Consider the following 19,048-nt stretch of genomic DNA (forward strand, 5'->3'; position numbering starts at 1 on the left):
CCCCCCGACGCGATAACCCTTATCCCGCGAGCAGGGCGTTGAGCGAATACGGCACCCCGCACGCAGCAATCAGCAACAGCACCGTGCCCGACAGGCGTGCCACCCATGTACGGTGGCGCTGGGTCAGCGCGTGGCGCATCAGCATGATGTAGGCCACCAGCACGCACAGGTCGACAATCAGCCACAGCGCTGCCAGCACGCCGATGCTGGCACCGAACGAGCTGGTGATGTGGATGAACTGCGGAAACAGTGCGACGAAGAACAGAATGTCCTTCGGGTTGGTCAGCCCTACCAGAAAACCCTGCCACCAGCCGCCGCGCCGTTTGACCCTGCCCTCCTCTGCCGCCGCCTCACGCCAGGCGCTGATCCCCAGCCAGCCCATGTACAGGCACCCCAGCAGCGCCACGCTGTTGAGTACCTGTGTGCTCAGCGCCAGGCTACCGGCGAGCACTGCTGCGGCGGCAGCGATCAGTAACATCGAGGCCGCGTTAGCCCCCAGCGCCGTGCCGATCCCAGCCATCGCTCCGGCGCGACTGCTGGTGCCAACCACCAGGGCGACCACCGGGCCGGGGGTGGCGATAAGCATGAGCACAGTGCCGAGGTAGGCAAACAACAGTTGAAAGTTCACACGCCTGCTCCTTGAAATGAGTGCGCATGATGGCCGCCGACAGGGCGCTTGAAAAACGCAAAAAGCTCTGCCCTACTACGATTCAAACTCATGATGGAACTGCCGCCCAATGGCCGACCGTTTGCCTCCTTTATATGCCCTGCGTGCGTTCGAAGTGGCCGCCCGCAGTTGCTCGTTTACCCGCGCGGGCGAAGAACTGGCGCTGACCCAGAGCGCAATCAGCCGACACATTCGCACCCTTGAGGCGCAGTTCGACTGCAAATTGTTCGAACGCAACGGCCCGCGCCTGCGCCTGACCGACGCCGGGCGGCAACTCGCCGGGCAGCTCGGCGCCGGCTTCAGCCTGATCGAGCAGGCCTGCCAGCCGTTTCGCGCCGGGCCCCGGCAACTGCGCCTGAAAGCCCCATCGACCCTGACCCTGCGCTGGCTGCTGGGTTGCCTGGCGCAGTTCAAGGCCGAGCACCCGGAACGCGCGATCCAGCTGTCAAGCGTATGGATGGACCTCGACAGCGTCGACTTCGCCAGCGAGCCCTACGACTGCGCAATCCTGCTCGGCAATGGCTACTTCGGCAGCCAGGTACAGAGCTGCAAGCTGTTCGACGAATGGCTGATCCCGATCTGCGCGCCGGCGCTGCTCGGCGATCAACCCTGGGATGCCCAGCGCCTGGCGCAGGCAGCGTTGATCCACCCGTCCAGCGACCGCCGCGACTGGCAGCGCTGGCTGCGTGGCACCGGCATGCTCGGGCAGGTGCCGTTCGACCGCGGCATGCTCTTCGACACGCTCGATCAAGGGATGGCGGCAGCCATCGCTGGCCATGGCGTGACCATCGGCGACGCGGCCCTGGTAAGCGCAGAACTGCAGGCGCAACGTCTGGTGTTGCCGTTCACACAGGCTGTACCGACCGGCGATGGCTATTACTTGGTATGGCCGGCCGGCAGCGCCTGGCAAGCGCCGATCGAGGCGCTGCGCAGTTGCCTGCTACAACGGCGTCCTGTACCGATGGCGGTCTGTTCGACCTAGTACTTTTGTCAGTATCGCGGTCGGCCTGACTCACTCTATCGTAGGCAACCCTTCCGGTTCCTTGGAGCAGAACGATGTCGACGCCTGTTGCCCACGATGCGCGGCATTGCCGCTATCGCTACGACGCACTGGACGTCGTCACCCACTGCACAGCATCGACCCTGCCCATCGTGCAGCGCTTCTATCAGAAACAACTGCTTTCGCTCGAACTGCATAACGCGCAGCAGCAGCGCGTCATGCATCGGGGCAGCACTGCGATGGCGCAGCAGCAGCTCACATCGCTGGGCGTCAAGACAACCTTGCTCGGTACCGACCAACAGGACTCGGTACTGCATGCCCAGCAGGGTAGCGTGTCCCAGCGCAGGGCCTATGGCCCCTTTGGCCAGCATCCGGTACTAAGCGACCTTGGCAGCCTGTCGGGATTCGCCGGCGGGCGGACCGAACCGCTCACCGGCCATTACCTGTTGGGCAATGGCTATCGGGCCTTTAACCCTTGCCTGGCACGCTTCAACAGTCCGGACAACGCCAGCCCGTTCGGCAAAGGCGGAGTGAATGCCTATGCCTATTGCGCAAACGACCCGATCAACCGCCGCGATCCCAACGGCCACAGCTGGCTAGATTCTTTCAACCTTTTCACCACCGCTGCTGGCTTCTTTGGCGCAGGTGCAGCGTTCAATGCGTCGAACGGATACAGGTCGGCGATGAGAACGTTCAGAGTCAAAGCCACCCTTGAGAACACCGCACGGTTGGCCGCAACACCGTTGGCGGCTACTGGCGCCCTGTTTAACCTGGCACGGGCCAGCTCCATTGCAATCAGTGGCCCCTCGGCGGGCGCTGACACGCTGGGGGTGATGGCCGGTATCTTCTCAAGCTCTGCGGCGATCGCAGGTGCATTGGCCACGGTGGGCCATAAATTGAACAAGGTCGCACTCAAGCGCCTGAGCAGTACGCTGAAGGCTACCGAACATGCGGCCGAGCCAATGCAAGCGCCAGCGCTTCGCCGCTCGATGTCGGTTGGCTCGTTGGACTCAAACGCTACCTACGTCAACTTCGATGGCTTTGTTACGCCTCCACGTCCCTTTGCGACGCCCCCGGAGGAACTGTCGAAAATGCTGGCCGGGATGTCTCTCAAGGAGCGCGAGAAGGTTATCCTGGACGCCTATGAAATCCGTCAGGAGTATGACCTGCCTCTGTACAGGGTCGTTTAACGTTTTCCCTAGGCAGGTTCCAATCAACTTGCCACATGCCTGGCGCTCATGATCGTAGTGTCTTCGGGGATCGCTGCGCCGGGGGCGGTGTCCAGCCAGCATTCGCGTGCAAAGCTCGCAAACCGCCTGAGCGCCGCTTAAACTGCCGGCTTTTCCCAAACCCGGAGCCCGCCCATGGCCAACCAAGACATCACCTTCATCGCCGACCCGGACCCGGAGTCGATCTCCTCCGACGTCACCGGCTTCGCTGGCGTGCTGGTCTCCACACAGATTCCTACCCGCGCCGATGGCAGCCTGGAACTGGGCGGCATCGTCGAGCAGAGCGAATGCACCCTGCAGGCACTCAAGGTTGCCCTTGAGCGCGCAGGCAGCTCCATGGACCGCGTCCTGCACCTGACCATCTACCTCACCGACATGGCCGACCGCCCGGCCTTCAACGAGGTTTACCAGCGCTTCTTCAGCAAACCGTGGCCGGTCCGCGCCGCTGTCGGCGTGGCCGCCCTGGCCGTGGAAGGCATGCGCGTCGAGGTTACCGCGATGGCCGCCAAAGGCTAAGCCTGCGGCGGATCGCGCGGCCCGGCGCCATGCCGGGCCGCCACCGGGCAGCACACGGGTGCCGAGCAGGCGTTTCGCCGCTACAATGCGCGCCTCGACCGTGACAAGCCTGACTAAAAAAACTATGTCCCTGCCCAAACATCAGCTGGAACTGCTCAGCCCCGCCCGCGACGTGGCGATTGCCCGCGAGGCCATCCTGCATGGCGCCGACGCGGTGTATATCGGTGGCCCGAGCTTCGGCGCACGCCACAACGCCTGTAACGAGGTGAGCGATATCGCCGAACTGGTGGAGTTCGCCCGGCGCTATCACGCGCGGATCTTCACCACCCTCAACACCATCCTGCACGACAACGAACTGGAACCGGCGCGCAAGCTGATCCATCAGTTGTACGACGCCGGCGTCGATGCGCTGATCGTCCAGGACCTGGGGGTGATGGAGCTGGACATTCCGCCGATCGAACTGCACGCCAGTACCCAGACCGATATCCGCACCCTGGAGCGGGCAAAGTTCCTCGACCAGGCCGGGTTCTCGCAACTGGTACTGGCCCGCGAACTGAACCTCCAGGAAATCCGCGCGATTGCCGCCGAGACCGATGCTGCCATCGAGTTCTTCATCCACGGCGCGCTGTGCGTGGCCTTCTCCGGCCAGTGCAATATTTCCCATGCGCAGACCGGGCGCAGCGCCAACCGTGGCGACTGCTCGCAGGCCTGCCGCCTGCCCTACACCCTCAAGGACGACCAGGGCCGTGTGGTCGCCTTCGAGAAACACCTGCTGTCGATGAAAGACAACAATCAGAGCGCCAACCTGCGTGCCCTGGTCGAGGCTGGGGTACGTTCGTTCAAGATCGAAGGCCGCTACAAGGACATGGGCTATGTGAAGAACATCACCGCCTACTACCGCCAGCGCCTTGACGAGATCCTCGAAGGCCGCCCGGACCTCGAGCGCGCCTCCAGCGGGCGTACCGCGCACTTCTTCGTCCCGGACCCGGAAAAAACCTTCCACCGTGGCAGCACCGACTATTTCGTCAGCGACCGCAAGATCGACATCGGCGCCTTTGACTCGCCAACCTTCACCGGCCTGCCGGTGGGCACCGTGGAAAAGGTCGGCAAGCACGATCTGCAGGTGATCACCCAGGAGCCGCTGTCCAACGGTGATGGACTCAACGTGCTGGTCAAGCGTGAAGTGATAGGGTTCCGCGCCAACATCGCCGAAGCCAAGGGCGAGTTCGAGGAAGATGGCAAGCGGCACTACCGCTACCGCGTCGAGCCCAACGAGATGCCCAAGGGCCTGCACCAGTTGCGCCCGCACCACCCGCTCAACCGCAACCTCGACCACAACTGGCAACAGGCCCTGCAGAAGGTCTCGGCGGAGCGCCGTATCGGCCTGTCGTGGGTCGCGCAGTTGCGTGAAGAGCGCCTGCAACTGACCGCCACCAGCGAAGAAGGCATCAGTGCCAGCGTTGCCCTGGATGGCCCGTTCGGTGTGGCCAACAAGCCAGAACAGGCGCTGGAGCAAGTACACGACCTGCTCGGCCAACTGGGCACCACCCAGTACCACGCCACGCGTATCCAGCTCGACGCGCCGCAGGCGTTCTTCATCCCCAACTCGCAGCTCAAGGCGTTGCGCCGCGACGTGATCGAAGCGCTGACCGCTGCCCGCGTCGCTGCCCACCCGCGCGGCGGACGCAAGGCTGAAAGCACGCCACCGCCGGTGTATCCGGAAGCGCACCTGTCGTTCCTGGCCAACGTCTACAACCAGAAGGCCCGCGACTTCTACCACCGCCATGGGGTCAAGCTGATCGATGCGGCCTACGAGGCCCACGAAGAAACCGGCGAGGTGCCGGTGATGATCACCAAGCACTGCCTGCGCTTCTCCTTCAACCTGTGCCCGAAACAGGCCAAGGGTGTCACTGGCGTGCGCACCAAGGTGGCGCCGATGCAATTGATTCAGGGCGACGAAGTGCTGACCCTGAAATTCGACTGCAAACCGTGCGAGATGCACGTCATCGGCAAGATGAAGGGGCATATCCTCGATCTGCCGCAACCGGGTAGCGTGGTGCAGCAGGTAGTTGGGCATATCAGCCCGGAAGACCTGCTGAAAACCATCCCGCGCGCGCCCCACTGAGTTGACGCCAAGCGCGGCCCGAGTGCCGCGCTTGCCCTCGCCCTTCCCCATCGCTGCAAGTGAAGGCACAATGCGCATCCTTTTTTGGCTGGCCGTGCCGGAGGCCTCGAAATGATCAATACGCCGTACTACCTGATCGACAAACAGAAACTGCTGAAGAACATGGAGAAGATCGCCTACGTGCGCGAGCAATCGGGCGCCAAGGCCCTGCTCGCGCTCAAGTGCTTCGCCACCTGGTCGGTGTTCGACCTGATGCAGCAGTACATGGACGGCACCACCTCGTCGTCGCTCTACGAGCTCAAGCTCGGCCGCCAGAAGTTTGCCGGTGAAACCCACGCCTACAGCGTGGCCTGGGCCGACGACGAAATCGGCGAGATGGTCGAGAACTGCGACAAGATCATCTTCAACTCCATCGGCCAACTGCAGCGTTTTGCCGAGCAGACCGAAGGCACCGTGCGCGGCCTGCGCGTGAACCCGCAGGTGAGCAGCTCGGACTACCTGCTGGCCGACCCGGCGCGCCCGTTCAGCCGTCTCGGTGAGTGGGACCCGGTGAAGATCGAGGCAGTAATCGAGCAGATCTCCGGCTTCATGTTCCACAACAACTGCGAGAACGGCGATTTCGGCCTGTTCGACCAGATGCTCAATACCATCGAAGAGCGTTTCGGCCACCTGCTGCACAAGGTCGAGTGGGTCAGCCTGGGCGGCGGTATCCACTTCACCGGCGAAGGCTATGCGCTGGACGAATTCTGCGCCCGCCTGAAGGCGTTCGCGCAGAAGTACGGCGTGCAGGTTTACCTGGAGCCGGGTGAAGCGGCGATCACCCAGAGCGCCTCGCTGGAAGTCACCGTGCTCGACACCCTGTACAACGGCAAGCACCTGGCCGTGGTCGACAGCTCGATCGAAGCACACATGCTCGACCTGCTGATCTACCGCCTGAACGCCAAGCTGGCACCCAGCAGCGGTGAGCACACCTACATGGTCTGCGGCAAATCGTGCCTGGCCGGCGACATCTTCGGCGAGTATCAATTCGAGCGTCCGCTGGCTATCGGCGACCGCCTGTCGTTCGTCGACGCCGCGGGTTACACCATGGTCAAGAAAAACTGGTTCAACGGCCTGAAAATGCCGTCAATCGTAGTGAAACAACTCGATGGTAGCGTCGAGCTGGTTCGTGAGTTTGGCTTCGAAGACTACCTGTCCAGCCTTTCCTGAGCTGGCAGTTAAAGGAGAGATAGAGAAATTGAAGAAGAACGTTCTTATCATTGGTGCAGGAGGTGTCGCCAAGGTGGTGGCCCACAAGTGCGCACAGCACAACGACGAACTCGGTCGTATTGCTATCGCGTCGCGCAACATCTCCAAATGCCAGGCCATCATCGACAGCGTCAAGGCCAAGGGCAGCCTCAAACAGCCCGCTGAAATCGGCGCCTATGCACTCAACGCACTGGATGTCGAAGCGACCAAGGCACTGATCCGCGAGACCGAATCGCAGATCGTGATCAACGTCGGCTCCGCCTTCCTCAACATGTCGGTACTGCGTGCCTGTATCGATACCGGTGTGGCGTACCTGGACACCGCAATTCACGAAGAACCCGGCAAGATCTGCGAGACCCCACCGTGGTACGGCAACTACGAGTGGAAGCATCTCGAAGAGTGCCAACAGAAGAACGTAACCGCCATTCTTGGCGTGGGCTTCGATCCGGGCGTGGTCAACGCCTATGCAGCCCTGGCAAAACAACAGTATTTCGACAGCATTGATTCGATCGACATTCTCGATGTCAATGCCGGTTCCCATGGCAAATATTTCGCCACCAATTTCGACCCGGAAATCAATTTCCGTGAGTTCACCGGGCAGGTGTGGAGCTGGCAGAACAGCCAGTGGACCAGCAACACCATGTTCGAAGTCAAACGTACCGACGACCTGCCAGTGGTCGGTTCGCAGAACCTCTACCTGACCGGCCACGATGAAGTGCACTCGCTGTCGAAGAACCTCGACGTGCCGAACGTGCGCTTCTGGATGAGCTTCGGCGAGCACTACATCAACGTGTTCACCGTGCTGAAAAACCTTGGCCTGCTCTCCGAGCAGCCGGTGAAGACCGCTGAAGGCCTGGAAGTGGTGCCACTGAAAGTGGTCAAGGCCGTACTCCCGGACCCAGCCTCGCTGGCACCTGGCTACACCGGCAAAACCTGCATTGGCGACCTGGTCAAGGGCACCAAGGACGGTCAACCGCGCGAAGTGTTCATCTACAACGTGGCTGACCACGAAGAAGCCTATGCCGAAACCGACAGCCAGGGCATTTCCTACACCGCCGGCGTCCCCCCGGTGGCGGCGGCCCTGCTGGTTGCCCGTGGCGAGTGGGACGTGCAGCGCATGGTCAACGTCGAGGAACTGCCGGCAGAGCCGTTCCTCAAGGCGCTGGACGTGATGGGCCTGCCGACTCGGGTCAAAGACGAGCACGGCGACCGTCCGTGGAACTGATCCCGGGTTAGTTGCCAGCGGTACAAGAATGCGCCCTTCGGGGCGCATTTTTTTTGGCTGGCGCTGTGCGCCAGATCGCTGGCAAGCCCCCCAAAGTGGATTTGTGCCGGCCTCGCCATGTAGCGCATACCCCTTGTGGGAGCGGGCGCACAGATTTGCCTAATGCCAACGCACTTCTATATTGACTGATACCCCCGCCGGCTTCGCATGAGCGCGATCCATGGCCACGACCGCCCCGTTGATCATCTGCGAGCACTGTGACTGCGTGTACGAAAAGGTGTCGCTCGCCAAACACCAGAAGACCCTCTGCCTGCGTTGCGGTGCGCCGCTGCAGCGCTACAACGGTCTGACGGTGGAACAACGCCTGGCCCTGACGCTGACGGCCGCCATGCTCTGGCTGTTCGCCAATTTCTACCCGGTCATGAGCATCAGCCTGCAGGGCCTGCACAACAGTGCCACGCTGTGGGACTCGGTGCTGGCCCTGAGCCTGGGGCCAATCACCTTCATTGCCCTGGTCGCGGCGATTTCCATCATCCTCGCGCCGATCTTCCAACTGCTGTTGCTGACCTGGGTGCTCAGCTTTGCCCTCGGCGCCCGCCGTGCGCCGGCGTTCAAACTGTGCATGCGCGGGCTGGAGTCGCTGCGCCCATGGAGCATGCTCGAAGTCGGCCTGCTCGGGGCCATGGTCGCGGTGTTCAAGCTGGCCGGGATGCTCGATGTGCTGCCCGGCATCGGCCTGTTCGCCCTGGCCGTACTCAGCCTGCTGATCATTCGCATCGCCGGGCGCGACATCCGCGACCTCTGGGACACCCTGTGAAGCGCCCGCCGCTGGCCAGCGAGCTGGGCCTGTGCCTGTGCCACAGTTGCGGGCTGGCCTGTGACATGCAGGATGAGCCGCACACTTGCCCGCGTTGCGACGCACCGCTGCACCGCCGCAAACCCGACGCGCTGAACCGCACCTGGGCGTTCATGCTCGCCGCCCTGGCCTTCTATGTACCCGCCAACCTGCTGCCGGTGATGAACACCAAGCTGCTCGGCGCCGGTGCCGACAGCACGATCATGAGCGGCGTGCTGGAATTCTGGCAACACGGCGCCTGGGACATCGCCCTGATCATCTTCATCGCCAGCATCGCCGTGCCGGGGATCAAGTTCGTTGTGCTCAGCCTGCTGCTGGTCAGCGTGCAGCGCAACAGCGCCTGGGCGCGTCGAGAACGCTCGAAACTGTTTCGCTTCGTCGAACTGATCGGCTACTGGTCGATGCTCGACGTGGTCGTGGTCGCCCTGGTAGCGGCGCTGGTGAAGTTCCAGGCCCTGGGCGATATCGAGCCGCGCCCAGGCATTCTGTTTTTCGGCCTGGTGGTGGTGTTCACCATGCTCGCGGCCATGAGCTTCGACCCCCGGATGATCTGGGACAGCGCCACCCCACAGGAGAGCCTGGATGAACCCGTCAGCCACTGATGCGCCCTCAACACCGGGGCCGGCGCCGGTCAGGAGCCGTCGATTCAGCATTTCGCTGGTGTGGATCGTGCCCATCGTCGCGGTGCTGGTGGGGCTGTCGCTGGTGGTGCACAACCTGCTGCAGGAAGGCCCGAGCATCACCCTCACGTTCAAGACCGGCGCGGGCCTGACCGCGAACAAGACCGAGGTGCGCTACCGCAATGTAGTCATCGGCCATGTCACCGACGTCGGCCTGAGCGATGACCAGCGCAGGGTCAACGCCACGGTCAAGCTGGACAAGCACGCCGAAGGCTTCACCCGCGAAGACTCCACGTTCTGGGTGGTGCGCCCGCGCATCGGCGCGGGGGGGGTGTCCGGCATCGATACGCTGCTGTCGGGCGACTATATCGGCGCTGACATCGGCCAGGCCAGCCGCCGTGCCAAGCACTTTACCGGCCTTGAGAACCCGCCAGCGATTACCTACGGCGAGCCAGGCAAACATTACACCCTGCACACCCAGGATCTTGGTTCGCTGGATATCGGCTCGCCGGTCTATTACCGCAAGATCCCGGTTGGCCAAGTGGTGGCCTATGCCCTGGATGCCGACGGCAAAGGGGTGAATATCGAGGTGTTCGTGCACGCGCCGAACGATGCGTTCGTCACCGAGAACTCGCGTTTCTGGAACGCCAGCGGGATCGACCTGAATGTCGGCGCCAATGGCTTTTCGCTGAAGACCGAGTCGTTGTCGGCGCTGCTGGTCGGCGGGATCGCCTTCCGTGCCCCGGACTACAACCCCGACGACACCGCTGCGGCGGAAAACCATCGCTTCGACCTGTTCGCCGATCAACAAAGCGCCCTCGCCCCGCCCGCCGGCAAGGCGCAGTACCTGACCCTGCGCTTCGACCAGGCGCTACGCGGGCTCAAGGTCGATGCCCCGGTCGAGTTCCTCGGCATGGAAGTCGGCCGGGTGGTGTCGATCAATCTCGATTTCGACGAGCAACTGCGCAGCTTTCCGGTCAATGTCGGGGTAGTCATCTACCCGCAGCGCCTTGGTCGGGCGCACACCAAGATGCTCAAGGCGCTCAAACACAACCCTGAGGACGAAGCGGCGGCCGGCAAGCTGATGGGCAGCTTCGTCGCCAATGGCCTGCGCGCCCAGGCCCGCAGCGGCAACCTGCTCACCGGGCAGTTGTTCATCGCCCTGGACTTCTTCCCCAAGGCGCCAAAAGTGGCGTTCGACGAAACCGCGCGGCCGATGGCAATCCCGACCGTACCGGGCAGCCTGGAACTGCTGCAGGAGCAATTGCAGGCCATGGTCGACAAGATCAACCGGCTGCCGGTGGAGCGCATCGCCGGCAACCTGGATGCCAACCTGGTGGAACTGCGCAAAGGCCTGGCGCAGTTCAACAGCAAGACCCTGCCGGGCGTGCAGAGCACCCTGACAGACGTCAGCAACACCCTGCAGTCGGCCAGCACGACCCTCGCGGAAGACTCGCCACAGCGCGAAAAACTGAGCCAGACCCTGGATGAGCTCGGGCGCATGTCGCGCTCGCTGCGCGAGTTGTCGGACTACCTCGGACGCCACCCCGAATCGCTGATTCGCGGCCGCCCGGCCAACGCTGCGCCGAGCCCGCCAGCCCCGGCACGCCAATGAACAGGATCCCCGCCATGCCCATCGCATCGAAGATCACCGTGCTCGCGACCCTGTTGGTGCTGGCGGCCTGCCGCAGTGACCCGATCAGTTTTTACACCCTGACCCCGGCACAACCGGCGCCCCAGGCACGCAGCGCGGGCAACATCCAGATCGAACGTATCAGCGTACCGCCGCAGGTGGACCGGCAGCAGATCGTCATCCGCCAGGGCAACAATGCCCTGGCGGTGCTCGAAACCCAATGGTGGGGGGCCAGCCTCGTCGATGAGCTGCGCAGCGCACTGGTCGATCAGTTGAGTAATGCCCGCAGCGGCAGCAAAACCCAGGGCTTGCGCGTGGACGTGCTGCGCTTCGACAACGTCCCCGGCCAGTACGCCTTGCTCGACGCCACTTGGCGCCTGCGTGCGGCCGATCTACGCAACCCGCTGATCTGCCGCAGCACGTTGCAGACCGCCTCCGGCGCAAGCATCGACGAACTGGTGACGGCGCAGCAAAACAACGTCAAGCGCCTGGCCGCGCTGATCGCCGCAGCGGCTAACAGCAACGCGGGCAATTGCCCGACAGCCCTCTGACGGGCGCCAAGGACAGCCTCAGTGCATCACTCGCGGCAACAGGTAATTCACCAGCTCCGGCTCATCGTCCAGGCTGATCGGCTTGACCGTGCGCGGTAAGCCCTCCAGCACCGAATGCCAAAACGCCGCGGCGGCCTCGTCCTGCTCGTAAAACCGCACCAGCCAGGCATGCTCGGCATTCATCAGCACCTCACGCGCCAGTAACCGGCCGAAACCGCGCCGCCGGTAGCGCTTGAGAATGAACAGGTCTGCCAGCTCCTGCGCCTCGATCCCCGGCAACTCACTGCGCTCGATCAGCATGAAGCCGGCGATGAAACCGTCTACCAGCACCAGGTTGGCGCTCCACTGCGGCGTGTCCCAATAGCGGCGCAAATGCTCGTCGTGGATATAGAAACGCCCATCCACCTCGACATCCTCCTGCTCCCAGTCCGATGTCTCATAGGCATAGAACTGGTAAAGGTTGCGGATCAGCTCGATCTCTTCCGGGCCGGTAGCAACCAGCTCGAGCGTGACGTCGGTCATGGGGTGAATCTCGATCAGGAAAACGGGGCGCCATTGTAGTAGAGCCCAGGCGCTTATTGCACCGGCAGACGATGGAAAAGCCGCAGGCACTGCGCCTGCCGCGGCTCGACTCGCGACTGCGCCGCAGACGGGCACAGCCTGGCCGATGAATAGCGGGGTGCCGCCACTAGCCCTGCCCTCGCGGGCTCTGTCCGGGGTTGAGGAAATGCGAATGCACCTGAAGCGTCAGTTTTTCGATGCGTTCGGTCAGTTCCTTGGTCATGACCGTCAACTGAGTGTTCTGCTCCAGCAACCCCATCAGTTGCTTGCTGTGCAACTCGGCATCACGCTGCCGGCGCTGGTTGGCCACGGCGATCGCTTCGCGGTGGCGCGCGTCGGCCTCGGCGTTGGCCTTGTCGCGCGCCGCCTGACGGGTCTGCGCCAGCAGGATCAATGGCGCGGCATAGGCGGCCTGCAAGCTGAAGGCAAGGTTGAGCAGGATGAACGGGTACGGGTCAAACGCCGACATGCCGGACAGGCTGATGCTCATCCAGACGATCACTACCAGCGTCTGCGCCCCGAGAAACACCGGCGTGCCGAAAAACCGCGCGAAGGCTTCGGCACGCTTGGCAAAGGCGTCGTTGCCGAAGGTCTGGCTGAGATGGTCATGGCCGCGCAAAAATCGCAGGTGATCGACATCTTCGGGCGTTTCCGAGGTTTCAGCCACAGTGCCAACTGAGGGTTTCATCTGCAGTCTCCTGGGGAATCGATGGGCGCATCGGCATGCGCGCCTTGATCTTGTCGACGTTGTAGCTGATGCCCGAACTGCCCCAGGTGTAGGCCGCCGAGTAGATAATGCCGGGGTCGTAGCCTTGCCGGTTCGGCAGCACCTGTGGGTCGATGGCCCAGCTGGGCAGCTGGGTCTTGTCCAGCGGCTGGAAGACCTTGGCCTTGATCAGCGGCGGCAGCAGCGAGGCATTGAGCATCACCAGGTCATAGCCGGAGCGGCCGGTGAGGCGTTTGGTCTGGCCGGGCTCTACGCGACCTTCCTGCTGGTCAGCGGCCTGTCGACGTTAATGCGCGTGCGCACAGCGTTTTCGAGCGCGCGAGGGACTCCCGTTCTTCGCGCACCTGCGCCACCAGATCGGCCATTGCGCGGGTGTTGGGTAACGCACTGAGGCGAATGCCGGTGATGGTCATCTCGTCATGCTCGGCGTCCTGGGCGAAATGCAGCGTCAGCGATAGGCCATCGCTACAGCTCACTTCACAGCGGGCAGGCAGAAACGCACCTTCGATCAGTTGTCGAAGCTCAAGGTCGCACACTCCGTTCATTGGCATGGTCCAGCCCTCGGCAGATGGTGGAGGTCCACCCAGTATGGTCGTCCCTGTGCTAGGGAGAGCGCCGACCCGACGGAGTTCCGCATCAAGCTGCCAGTGTCGGATGAACGGCAGGTGCTGACCGTTCGTCCTTTGCCCGTGCAGTTTTTTCAAACTTTACCGGCGCTGCCGCCTCCACCCTTATGTGAGCCTTATCGGGCCCGCGCCTTTCACGCCAAGAGGCACTGCATCATGGACGCCCGATCGATCAGGCCAGCACCGAGCGCTTCCGTGACCGGTGCTTGCAGACAGCTTTCTGAAATCGCTGCCGGTGCCATTGTGCGCGGTGAATGCCGGCAACATCGAATCAATGGGTATCGTCATGTACCTGGCGGCCGGCGAACGGATTGCCGCACCGCACTCGCGCTTTCTGATTCACCCGATGACCTGGCATTTCAGTCAGCGCGCGGTGGATCACTCGCGCCTGCGCGAGTACCTGTCAAGCCTGAACAACGACCTCGACCGTTATGCGCGGATCTACGACCTGGAAACCGCCCATGCGGAACGCAAGCTGGACATCATTCACTGCCTGTCGACCGAGGAGAAGGTCATCCCGGCCTACGACTCGCTGGCCTATGGCATTGCCCATCGGCTGGAGCAGGTGGTGTTCGCCGAGGATGCCGTGCACCTGAGTGTCGGCTCTGAGGGCTAAGTGTCGGACAATCCGAGTGAATTATTTCGCTGTGGCGGGGACACAGTTAAATACGTTGAAGGGACACACGACGAACCATGATTAACGCAAAACTCTACGTCATCGCCTACAACCTGCACGGTGAGCACAAATCCTTCGTGATCCGCGCCGCGGCCATGGACAACGCCGAGGCCTGGCACTGGGCGAGCTGCGATGCCGGAGTCGGCCGGATCGGCCGCTATGGCCGGGAGAAGGTGAAGAAGATCAGCAAGCCGTTGGCCGAACGCTACGGCATCACCGAGGTGACGTGGCGCCAGTCCAACTGAGCGAGGTCCACAGATGCTGTGCGGCGTACGCCCGCCAGGGACGCCAGGCCTAGGCGCGCTCGGCCAGTTGCGCGTCACGGCCTTCCAGCAGGCGCAGGGCTTTGACCAGGGCAACATCGCCCAATGGAAACGCATCGGCATTGATTAGCCGGCCATCTGCCCAAAGCGCCCGGCGTGAAAGTCGTCGAATGCCTCGACGATTTCGGCCTCGCTGTTCATCACGAACGGCCCATAGCCAACAATCGGCTCATTCAGCGGCTCACCACTGAGCCACAGCAGCACCGCATCGCCCGTGGCCTCCAGCAGCACCTCGTCGCCATCCTGGGCGAACACCACCAGTTGCGCCGGGCCGACGGTTTCAGCGGCGTTGACCTGCACCTGGCCATGTAGCACCACCAGCGCGGCAGTGTTGCCGGCCTTGCTCGGCAGGCGCAGCGTGGCGCCGGTTCGCAGGTGCAGGTCCCACACAGCCATCGGTGTGAAGGTACGCGCCGGGCCCCGATGGCCCAGGTACTCACCGGCGATCACCCGCAGGCTGCCGGCCGCGTTGGCCAGTTCGACCCGAGGGATGTCGTTGGCCAACAGGGTTTGGTAACCGGCAGCGGCAGACTTGTCGCGGGCCGGCAGGTTGACCCAGAGCTGGACCATCTCCAGCGTCCCGCCGCTGCGGGCGAACGACGGCGCATGGAACTCTTCGTGGAGGATGCCGCCGGCAGCGGTCATCCATTGCACGTCGCCCGGCCCGATCAGGCCGCCGGCGCCGGTAGAGTCGCGGTGCTCCAGTGCGCCCTGGTAGACGATGGTCACCGTCTCGAAGCCGCGATGCGGGTGCTGGCCGACACCCCGGCGACTGGCGGTGGGGCTGAAAACGTGCGGACCGGCGTAGTCCAGCAGCAGGAACGGGCTGAGCTGCTGGGCCAGGTTGTCGTAGGTAAACAGGCTGCGTACCGGGAAACCGTCGCCCACCCAATGGGGCGCCGGGCTGCGGTAGATGCCTTGAATGGTTTTCATGGGAGACCTCTTGCTCGTGTAGCAATCACCATACGGGTGATACCGACTTTGCGGTAGAGAGGGAATTTTGATTGGTGTGTTCTACCAGCAGGACAATCGACGGGAAACCTATCGCTGGCTAGGCCAGCGCCCACAGGACCGGCTTCCATTCAAGGTGGAAGCCGGTCCTGTGGGGCCCGCCTTGTCGGCGACCAGGGCCGACACAGCATCAGCAGAGGCTTACAAGCGCCCTTCCCGCTCCTTCAGATCGTAACGATCCAGGTTCATCACCTTGCTCCAGGCCTTGACGAAGTCGCGCACGAAGACCGCCAGCGAATCGGCACAGGCATAGGTCTCGGCCAGCGCCCGTAGTTGCGAGTTGGAACCGAACACCAGGTCGACCACGCTGCCCGTCCACTTCAGGTCACCACTGCTGCGCTCGCGCCCCTCCAGCAGCGCCGGGTTGCTCGCCGACTTCTGCCAGCGCGTACGCATGTCCAGCAGGTTGACAAAGAAGTCGTTGCTCAAGGTCTGCGGGCGCTGGGTGAACACCCCGTGTGGGGTCTGCCCGACATTTGCACCCAGCACCCGTAGGCCACCGACCAGCACGGTCATCTCCGGCGCCGTCAGGGTCAGCAGGTTGGCCTTGTCGAGCAACTGCTCGGCCAGCGCGCTGGCGTCCACACCCTCGGCAACGTAGTTGCGGAAGCCATCGACCTTCGGTTCCAGCACGGCAAAGGCTTCGACGTCGGTCTGCGCCTGGGACGCATCGCTACGGCCCGGGGCGAACGGTACACTGACCTCGACCCCGGCGGTTTTCGCCGCGGCCTCCACGGCGGCACAACCGCCGAGTACGATCAGGTCGGCCAACGACACCTGCTTGCCATTGCCCTGCCCACCATTGAACGCCTGCTGGATCGCCTCCAGTCGCTGCAGCACCTGCGCCAGTTGCGCCGGTTGGTTCACCGCCCAGTCCTTCTGCGGCGCCAGGCGAATCCGTGCACCGTTAGCCCCGCCGCGCTTGTCGCTGCCACGGAAGGTCGACGCCGAGGCCCAGGCGGTACTCACCAGTTGGGCAATCGACAGGCCGGATGCCAGGACGCTGGCCTTGAGTGCGGCAATGTCCTGGGCGTCGATCAGCGGATGCTCGACCGCCGGCAGCGGGTCTTGCCAAAGCAGTGCTTCCTTCGGCACCAGCGGGCCCAGGTAACGCGAGCGCGGGCCCATGTCGCGGTGGGTGAGTTTGAACCAGGCGCGAGCAAAGGCATCGGCGAATTCGGCCGGGTTGGCCATGTAGCGCCGGGAGATCTTTTCGTAGGCCGGGTCCATGCGCATGGCCATATCGGCCGTGGTCATCATCGGGGCGTGGCGTTTGCCCGGGTCCTGGGCATCGGGCACCGTGCTGGCGGCGGCCGGGTCTTTCGGCCGCCATTGCTGGGCGCCGGCCGGGCTGCGGGTGAGCTCCCACTCATAGCCGAACAGGTTGCGGAAATAGCCGTCGTCCCAGCGCGTCGGCTGGTCGGTCCAGGCGCCTTCCAGGCCGCTGGTGGTAGCGTCGGTGCCCACACCGCTGGCGAACTGGTTAGCCCAGCCCAGGCCCTGGGCCTCGATGTCGGCGCCTTCCGGCTCGGCGCCGACGTACGCCGGGTCACCGGCGCCGTGGCACTTGCCGAAGGTGTGGCCACCGGCCGTCAGGGCCACGGTTTCCTCGTCGTTCATCGCCATGCGGGCGAAGGTTTCACGGATATCGCGCGCCGAACCGAGTGGGTCCGGGTTGCCGTTCGGGCCTTCCGGGTTGACGTAGATCAGGCCCATCTGTACCGCAGCCAGCGGGTTCGCCAACTGGCGGTCGCCGCTATAGCGCTCATCGCCCAGCCAGGTGGTCTCGCTGCCCCAGTTGATCGCCTCATCCGGTTCCCAGGTGTCCGGGCGCCCGCCGGCGAAGCCGAAGGTCTTGAAGCCCATCGACTCCAGCGCGACGTTGCCAGTGAGCACGATGAGGTCGGCCCAGGACAGCTTGCGCCCGTATTTCTGCTTGATTGGCCAGAGCAGCCGCCGCGCCTTGTCGAGGTTGCCGTTGTCAGGCCAGCTGTTCAGCGGGGCGAAACGCTGCGCCCCGCTGCCGGCGCCGCCGCGGCCATCGGCGATGCGGTAGGTGCCGGCGGCATGCCAGGCCATGCGGATGAACAGCGGCCCGTAATGGCCGTAGTCGGCCGGCCACCAGGGCTGCGAATCGGTCATCAGCGCCTGCAGGTCCTTGATCACCGCATCGAGGTCGAGGCTGCGGAATGCGTCGGCGTAGTTGAAGGCGGGGTCCATGGGGTTGGACTGCGGCGAATGCTGCTGGAGGATCTTCAGGTTGAGCTGATTGGGCCACCAATCGGCGTTGCGGGTGGCCCGTGGTTTACCGGCGTGACCCGAAAACGGGCACTGGGCTTCGGTGGACATGGCGCGCTCCTCACTCTTGTTAGATGGCTAACACGAGCATCAGCTTGGATTCGCCTGGCGATTCCTTCAAATCGCTTTTGCCCATCTGTACGATAGCCGCGCTCTCTGAGCGACCGACGGGCTATTTCACCCGCCGGGTTTCCCGCGACGGCGTGTAGCCGAAGTAGGCGCTATAGCACTTGCTGAAATGGCTCGGCGAAACAAAGCCGCAGGCCACCGACACCTCCACCTGCGACAGCTCGGTGTGCTGCAACAGGCGTCGCGCCTCGGTGATGCGCAGCTCCATGTAATAGCGCTGCGGGGTGGTGCCCAGTTGTTCCTTGAACAGCCGTTCGAGCTGACGCCGCGAGCGCCCGGCGTACACCGCCAGTTGCTCCAGCCCCAGCGGTTCTTCGAGGTTGGCATCCATCAGCTTGACCACTTCGCGCAGCGGCGCGCTGACCGAGGCATGCAGGGCCGGCTTGATCCGCCGATAACGCGACGCCTCGAACGACAGGATGTCCTCGATACCCTCGACCAGCGCCTTGTCGTGCAGCGTCTTGATCCACGCCAGGGCCATCTGGAAGGCCCCGGCCGGGCTCGACGCGGTGAGCCGGTCGCGATCGACCACAAAGGCTTCGCTGGTCACCTGCGCGCCCCTGGCAATTTCCGCCAGCGCCGGACGGTGCTCGGGGTGAATCGCACAGCGGTAGCCATCGAGCAGCCCGGCCAGGCCGAGAAACCAGGCGCCATTCCACAGCCCGGCCAGGCCGATGCCCTGCTCGGCGGCGGCACGCAGCAAGGCCTTGAGTTCGTCGCTGGCCTTGAGTTCGGTGCGATAACCGCCACAGATCACCAACAGGTCGAGCTCGGCCAACGCCGCCAGCTCCAGCCGCGCATCCGGGCGGATCACCAGGCCGAGGTCGCTGACCACGTCGGCGTCGCCCTGGCCGAACGTGCGCGGGGCGAACAGCGCTGGGCGCAGCAGGTTGGCGGTGACCAGGGTGTCCAGCGCCTGGGTGAAGGCTGGCAGGGAAAAATGCTCCAGCAACAGGAAACCGACGCGGCTCTGCCGGGCCGGCTGGCCGCGCTCGTCCAGGTAGCGCAGGTTCTTGCCCTTCATCAA

Annotated in this window: 18 protein-coding genes and 3 pseudogenes; 12 read left to right on the top strand and 9 right to left on the bottom strand. The window is 63.7% G+C overall.

From position 1 onward, the window contains the following. Positions 1 to 19: 19 nt before the first annotated feature. Positions 20 to 628 (bottom strand): LysE family translocator, encoded by a 609-nt coding sequence (locus tag DCO48_RS03600; protein WP_256583962.1) that lies wholly within the window; start codon positions 626 to 628, stop codon positions 20 to 22. A 109-nt stretch (positions 629 to 737) separates the two neighbouring features. Between DCO48_RS03600 and DCO48_RS03605 the strand changes: the two genes are divergently transcribed. From DCO48_RS03605 to DCO48_RS03650, 10 genes are all read left to right on the top strand, one after another. After that, positions 738 to 1,649, top strand: coding sequence for a LysR substrate-binding domain-containing protein (locus tag DCO48_RS03605; RefSeq protein WP_116549247.1), 912 nt, complete (start codon positions 738 to 740; stop codon positions 1,647 to 1,649). A gap of 74 nt (positions 1,650 to 1,723) precedes the next feature. After that, positions 1,724 to 2,857 carry an RHS repeat-associated core domain-containing protein gene (locus DCO48_RS03610; RefSeq protein ID WP_116549248.1) on the top strand — a complete coding sequence of 378 codons (1,134 nt, stop codon included), beginning with the start codon at positions 1,724 to 1,726 and terminating at the stop codon, positions 2,855 to 2,857. Between the two features lie 174 nt (positions 2,858 to 3,031). Beyond that, positions 3,032 to 3,412 carry a RidA family protein gene (locus DCO48_RS03615; RefSeq protein ID WP_116549249.1) on the top strand — a complete coding sequence of 127 codons (381 nt, stop codon included), beginning with the start codon at positions 3,032 to 3,034 and terminating at the stop codon, positions 3,410 to 3,412. A gap of 124 nt (positions 3,413 to 3,536) precedes the next feature. After that, positions 3,537 to 5,537 (top strand): U32 family peptidase, encoded by a 2,001-nt coding sequence (locus DCO48_RS03620; protein WP_116549250.1) that lies wholly within the window; start codon positions 3,537 to 3,539, stop codon positions 5,535 to 5,537. A 111-nt stretch (positions 5,538 to 5,648) separates the two neighbouring features. Then, entirely contained in the window at positions 5,649 to 6,746 is a 1,098-nt protein-coding gene (gene nspC / locus DCO48_RS03625; protein WP_116549251.1) for a carboxynorspermidine decarboxylase, read from the top strand. Between the two features lie 28 nt (positions 6,747 to 6,774). Continuing rightward, positions 6,775 to 8,010, top strand: coding sequence for a saccharopine dehydrogenase family protein (locus DCO48_RS03630; RefSeq protein WP_116549252.1), 1,236 nt, complete (start codon positions 6,775 to 6,777; stop codon positions 8,008 to 8,010). Positions 8,011 to 8,230: 220 nt separating this feature from the next. Further along, positions 8,231 to 8,827 carry a paraquat-inducible protein A gene (locus tag DCO48_RS03635; protein ID WP_116549253.1) on the top strand — a complete coding sequence of 199 codons (597 nt, stop codon included), beginning with the start codon at positions 8,231 to 8,233 and terminating at the stop codon, positions 8,825 to 8,827. Continuing rightward, positions 8,824 to 9,468: a paraquat-inducible protein A gene (locus tag DCO48_RS03640; RefSeq protein ID WP_116549254.1), complete on the top strand. Its 645-nt coding sequence runs from the start codon at positions 8,824 to 8,826 to the stop codon at positions 9,466 to 9,468. The genes DCO48_RS03635 and DCO48_RS03640 overlap by 4 nt, the downstream gene beginning before the upstream one ends. Next, positions 9,449 to 11,101, top strand: coding sequence for an intermembrane transport protein PqiB (locus DCO48_RS03645; RefSeq protein WP_116549255.1), 1,653 nt, complete (start codon positions 9,449 to 9,451; stop codon positions 11,099 to 11,101). Before DCO48_RS03640 ends, DCO48_RS03645 begins: the two co-directional genes overlap by 20 nt. Positions 11,102 to 11,115: 14 nt before the next feature. Next, positions 11,116 to 11,670 (top strand): membrane integrity-associated transporter subunit PqiC, encoded by a 555-nt coding sequence (locus DCO48_RS03650; protein ID WP_116549256.1) that lies wholly within the window; start codon positions 11,116 to 11,118, stop codon positions 11,668 to 11,670. A gap of 18 nt (positions 11,671 to 11,688) precedes the next feature. On the opposite strand, the gene DCO48_RS03655 is transcribed toward DCO48_RS03650, so the two are convergent. From DCO48_RS03655 to DCO48_RS03670, 4 genes and pseudogenes are all read right to left on the bottom strand, one after another. Then, on the bottom strand, positions 11,689 to 12,192 hold the full coding sequence (locus DCO48_RS03655; RefSeq protein ID WP_116549257.1) for a GNAT family N-acetyltransferase: 504 nt from the start codon (positions 12,190 to 12,192) through the stop codon (positions 11,689 to 11,691). Positions 12,193 to 12,358: 166 nt separating this feature from the next. Further along, on the bottom strand, positions 12,359 to 12,919 hold the full coding sequence (locus DCO48_RS03660) for a DUF1003 domain-containing protein (protein WP_116549258.1): 561 nt from the start codon (positions 12,917 to 12,919) through the stop codon (positions 12,359 to 12,361). Positions 12,920 to 12,941: 22 nt separating this feature from the next. Continuing rightward, positions 12,942 to 13,208 (bottom strand): annotated as a pseudogene (locus DCO48_RS03665) (spermidine/putrescine ABC transporter substrate-binding protein PotF); the annotation flags it as partial. A gap of 19 nt (positions 13,209 to 13,227) precedes the next feature. After that, entirely contained in the window at positions 13,228 to 13,509 is a 282-nt protein-coding gene (locus tag DCO48_RS03670; RefSeq protein WP_116549259.1) for a DUF1652 domain-containing protein, read from the bottom strand. Between the two features lie 242 nt (positions 13,510 to 13,751). Here DCO48_RS03670 and DCO48_RS03675 point away from each other — a divergent pair. After that, positions 13,752 to 14,200: pseudogene (locus DCO48_RS03675) on the top strand (ATP-dependent Clp protease proteolytic subunit). 77 nt (positions 14,201 to 14,277) lie between these two features. Continuing rightward, positions 14,278 to 14,505 carry a DUF6555 family protein gene (locus DCO48_RS03680; RefSeq protein ID WP_116549260.1) on the top strand — a complete coding sequence of 76 codons (228 nt, stop codon included), beginning with the start codon at positions 14,278 to 14,280 and terminating at the stop codon, positions 14,503 to 14,505. On the opposite strand, the pseudogene DCO48_RS23145 reads toward DCO48_RS03680, so the two are convergent. From DCO48_RS23145 to DCO48_RS03695, 4 genes and pseudogenes are all read right to left on the bottom strand, one after another. Then, positions 14,474 to 14,644 (bottom strand): annotated as a pseudogene (locus tag DCO48_RS23145) (DNA-3-methyladenine glycosylase 2 family protein); the annotation flags it as partial. The gene DCO48_RS03680 and the pseudogene DCO48_RS23145 sit on opposite strands and share 32 nt — an antisense overlap. A gap of 5 nt (positions 14,645 to 14,649) precedes the next feature. Then, the gene (locus tag DCO48_RS03685; protein ID WP_116549261.1) at positions 14,650 to 15,516 is read right to left on the bottom strand and encodes a pirin family protein; all 867 of its coding nucleotides are present in this window, start codon (positions 15,514 to 15,516) and stop codon (positions 14,650 to 14,652) included. Between the two features lie 219 nt (positions 15,517 to 15,735). Beyond that, the gene (katG, locus tag DCO48_RS03690; protein ID WP_116549262.1) at positions 15,736 to 17,943 is read right to left on the bottom strand and encodes a catalase/peroxidase HPI; all 2,208 of its coding nucleotides are present in this window, start codon (positions 17,941 to 17,943) and stop codon (positions 15,736 to 15,738) included. 121 nt (positions 17,944 to 18,064) lie between these two features. Then, entirely contained in the window at positions 18,065 to 19,045 is a 981-nt protein-coding gene (locus DCO48_RS03695; RefSeq protein WP_116549263.1) for a GlxA family transcriptional regulator, read from the bottom strand. Positions 19,046 to 19,048 lie beyond the last annotated feature (3 nt).

The sequence above is a fragment of the Pseudomonas sp. SDI genome, from assembly GCF_003105155.1.
In the GTDB taxonomy this organism is placed as follows: domain Bacteria; phylum Pseudomonadota; class Gammaproteobacteria; order Pseudomonadales; family Pseudomonadaceae; genus Aquipseudomonas.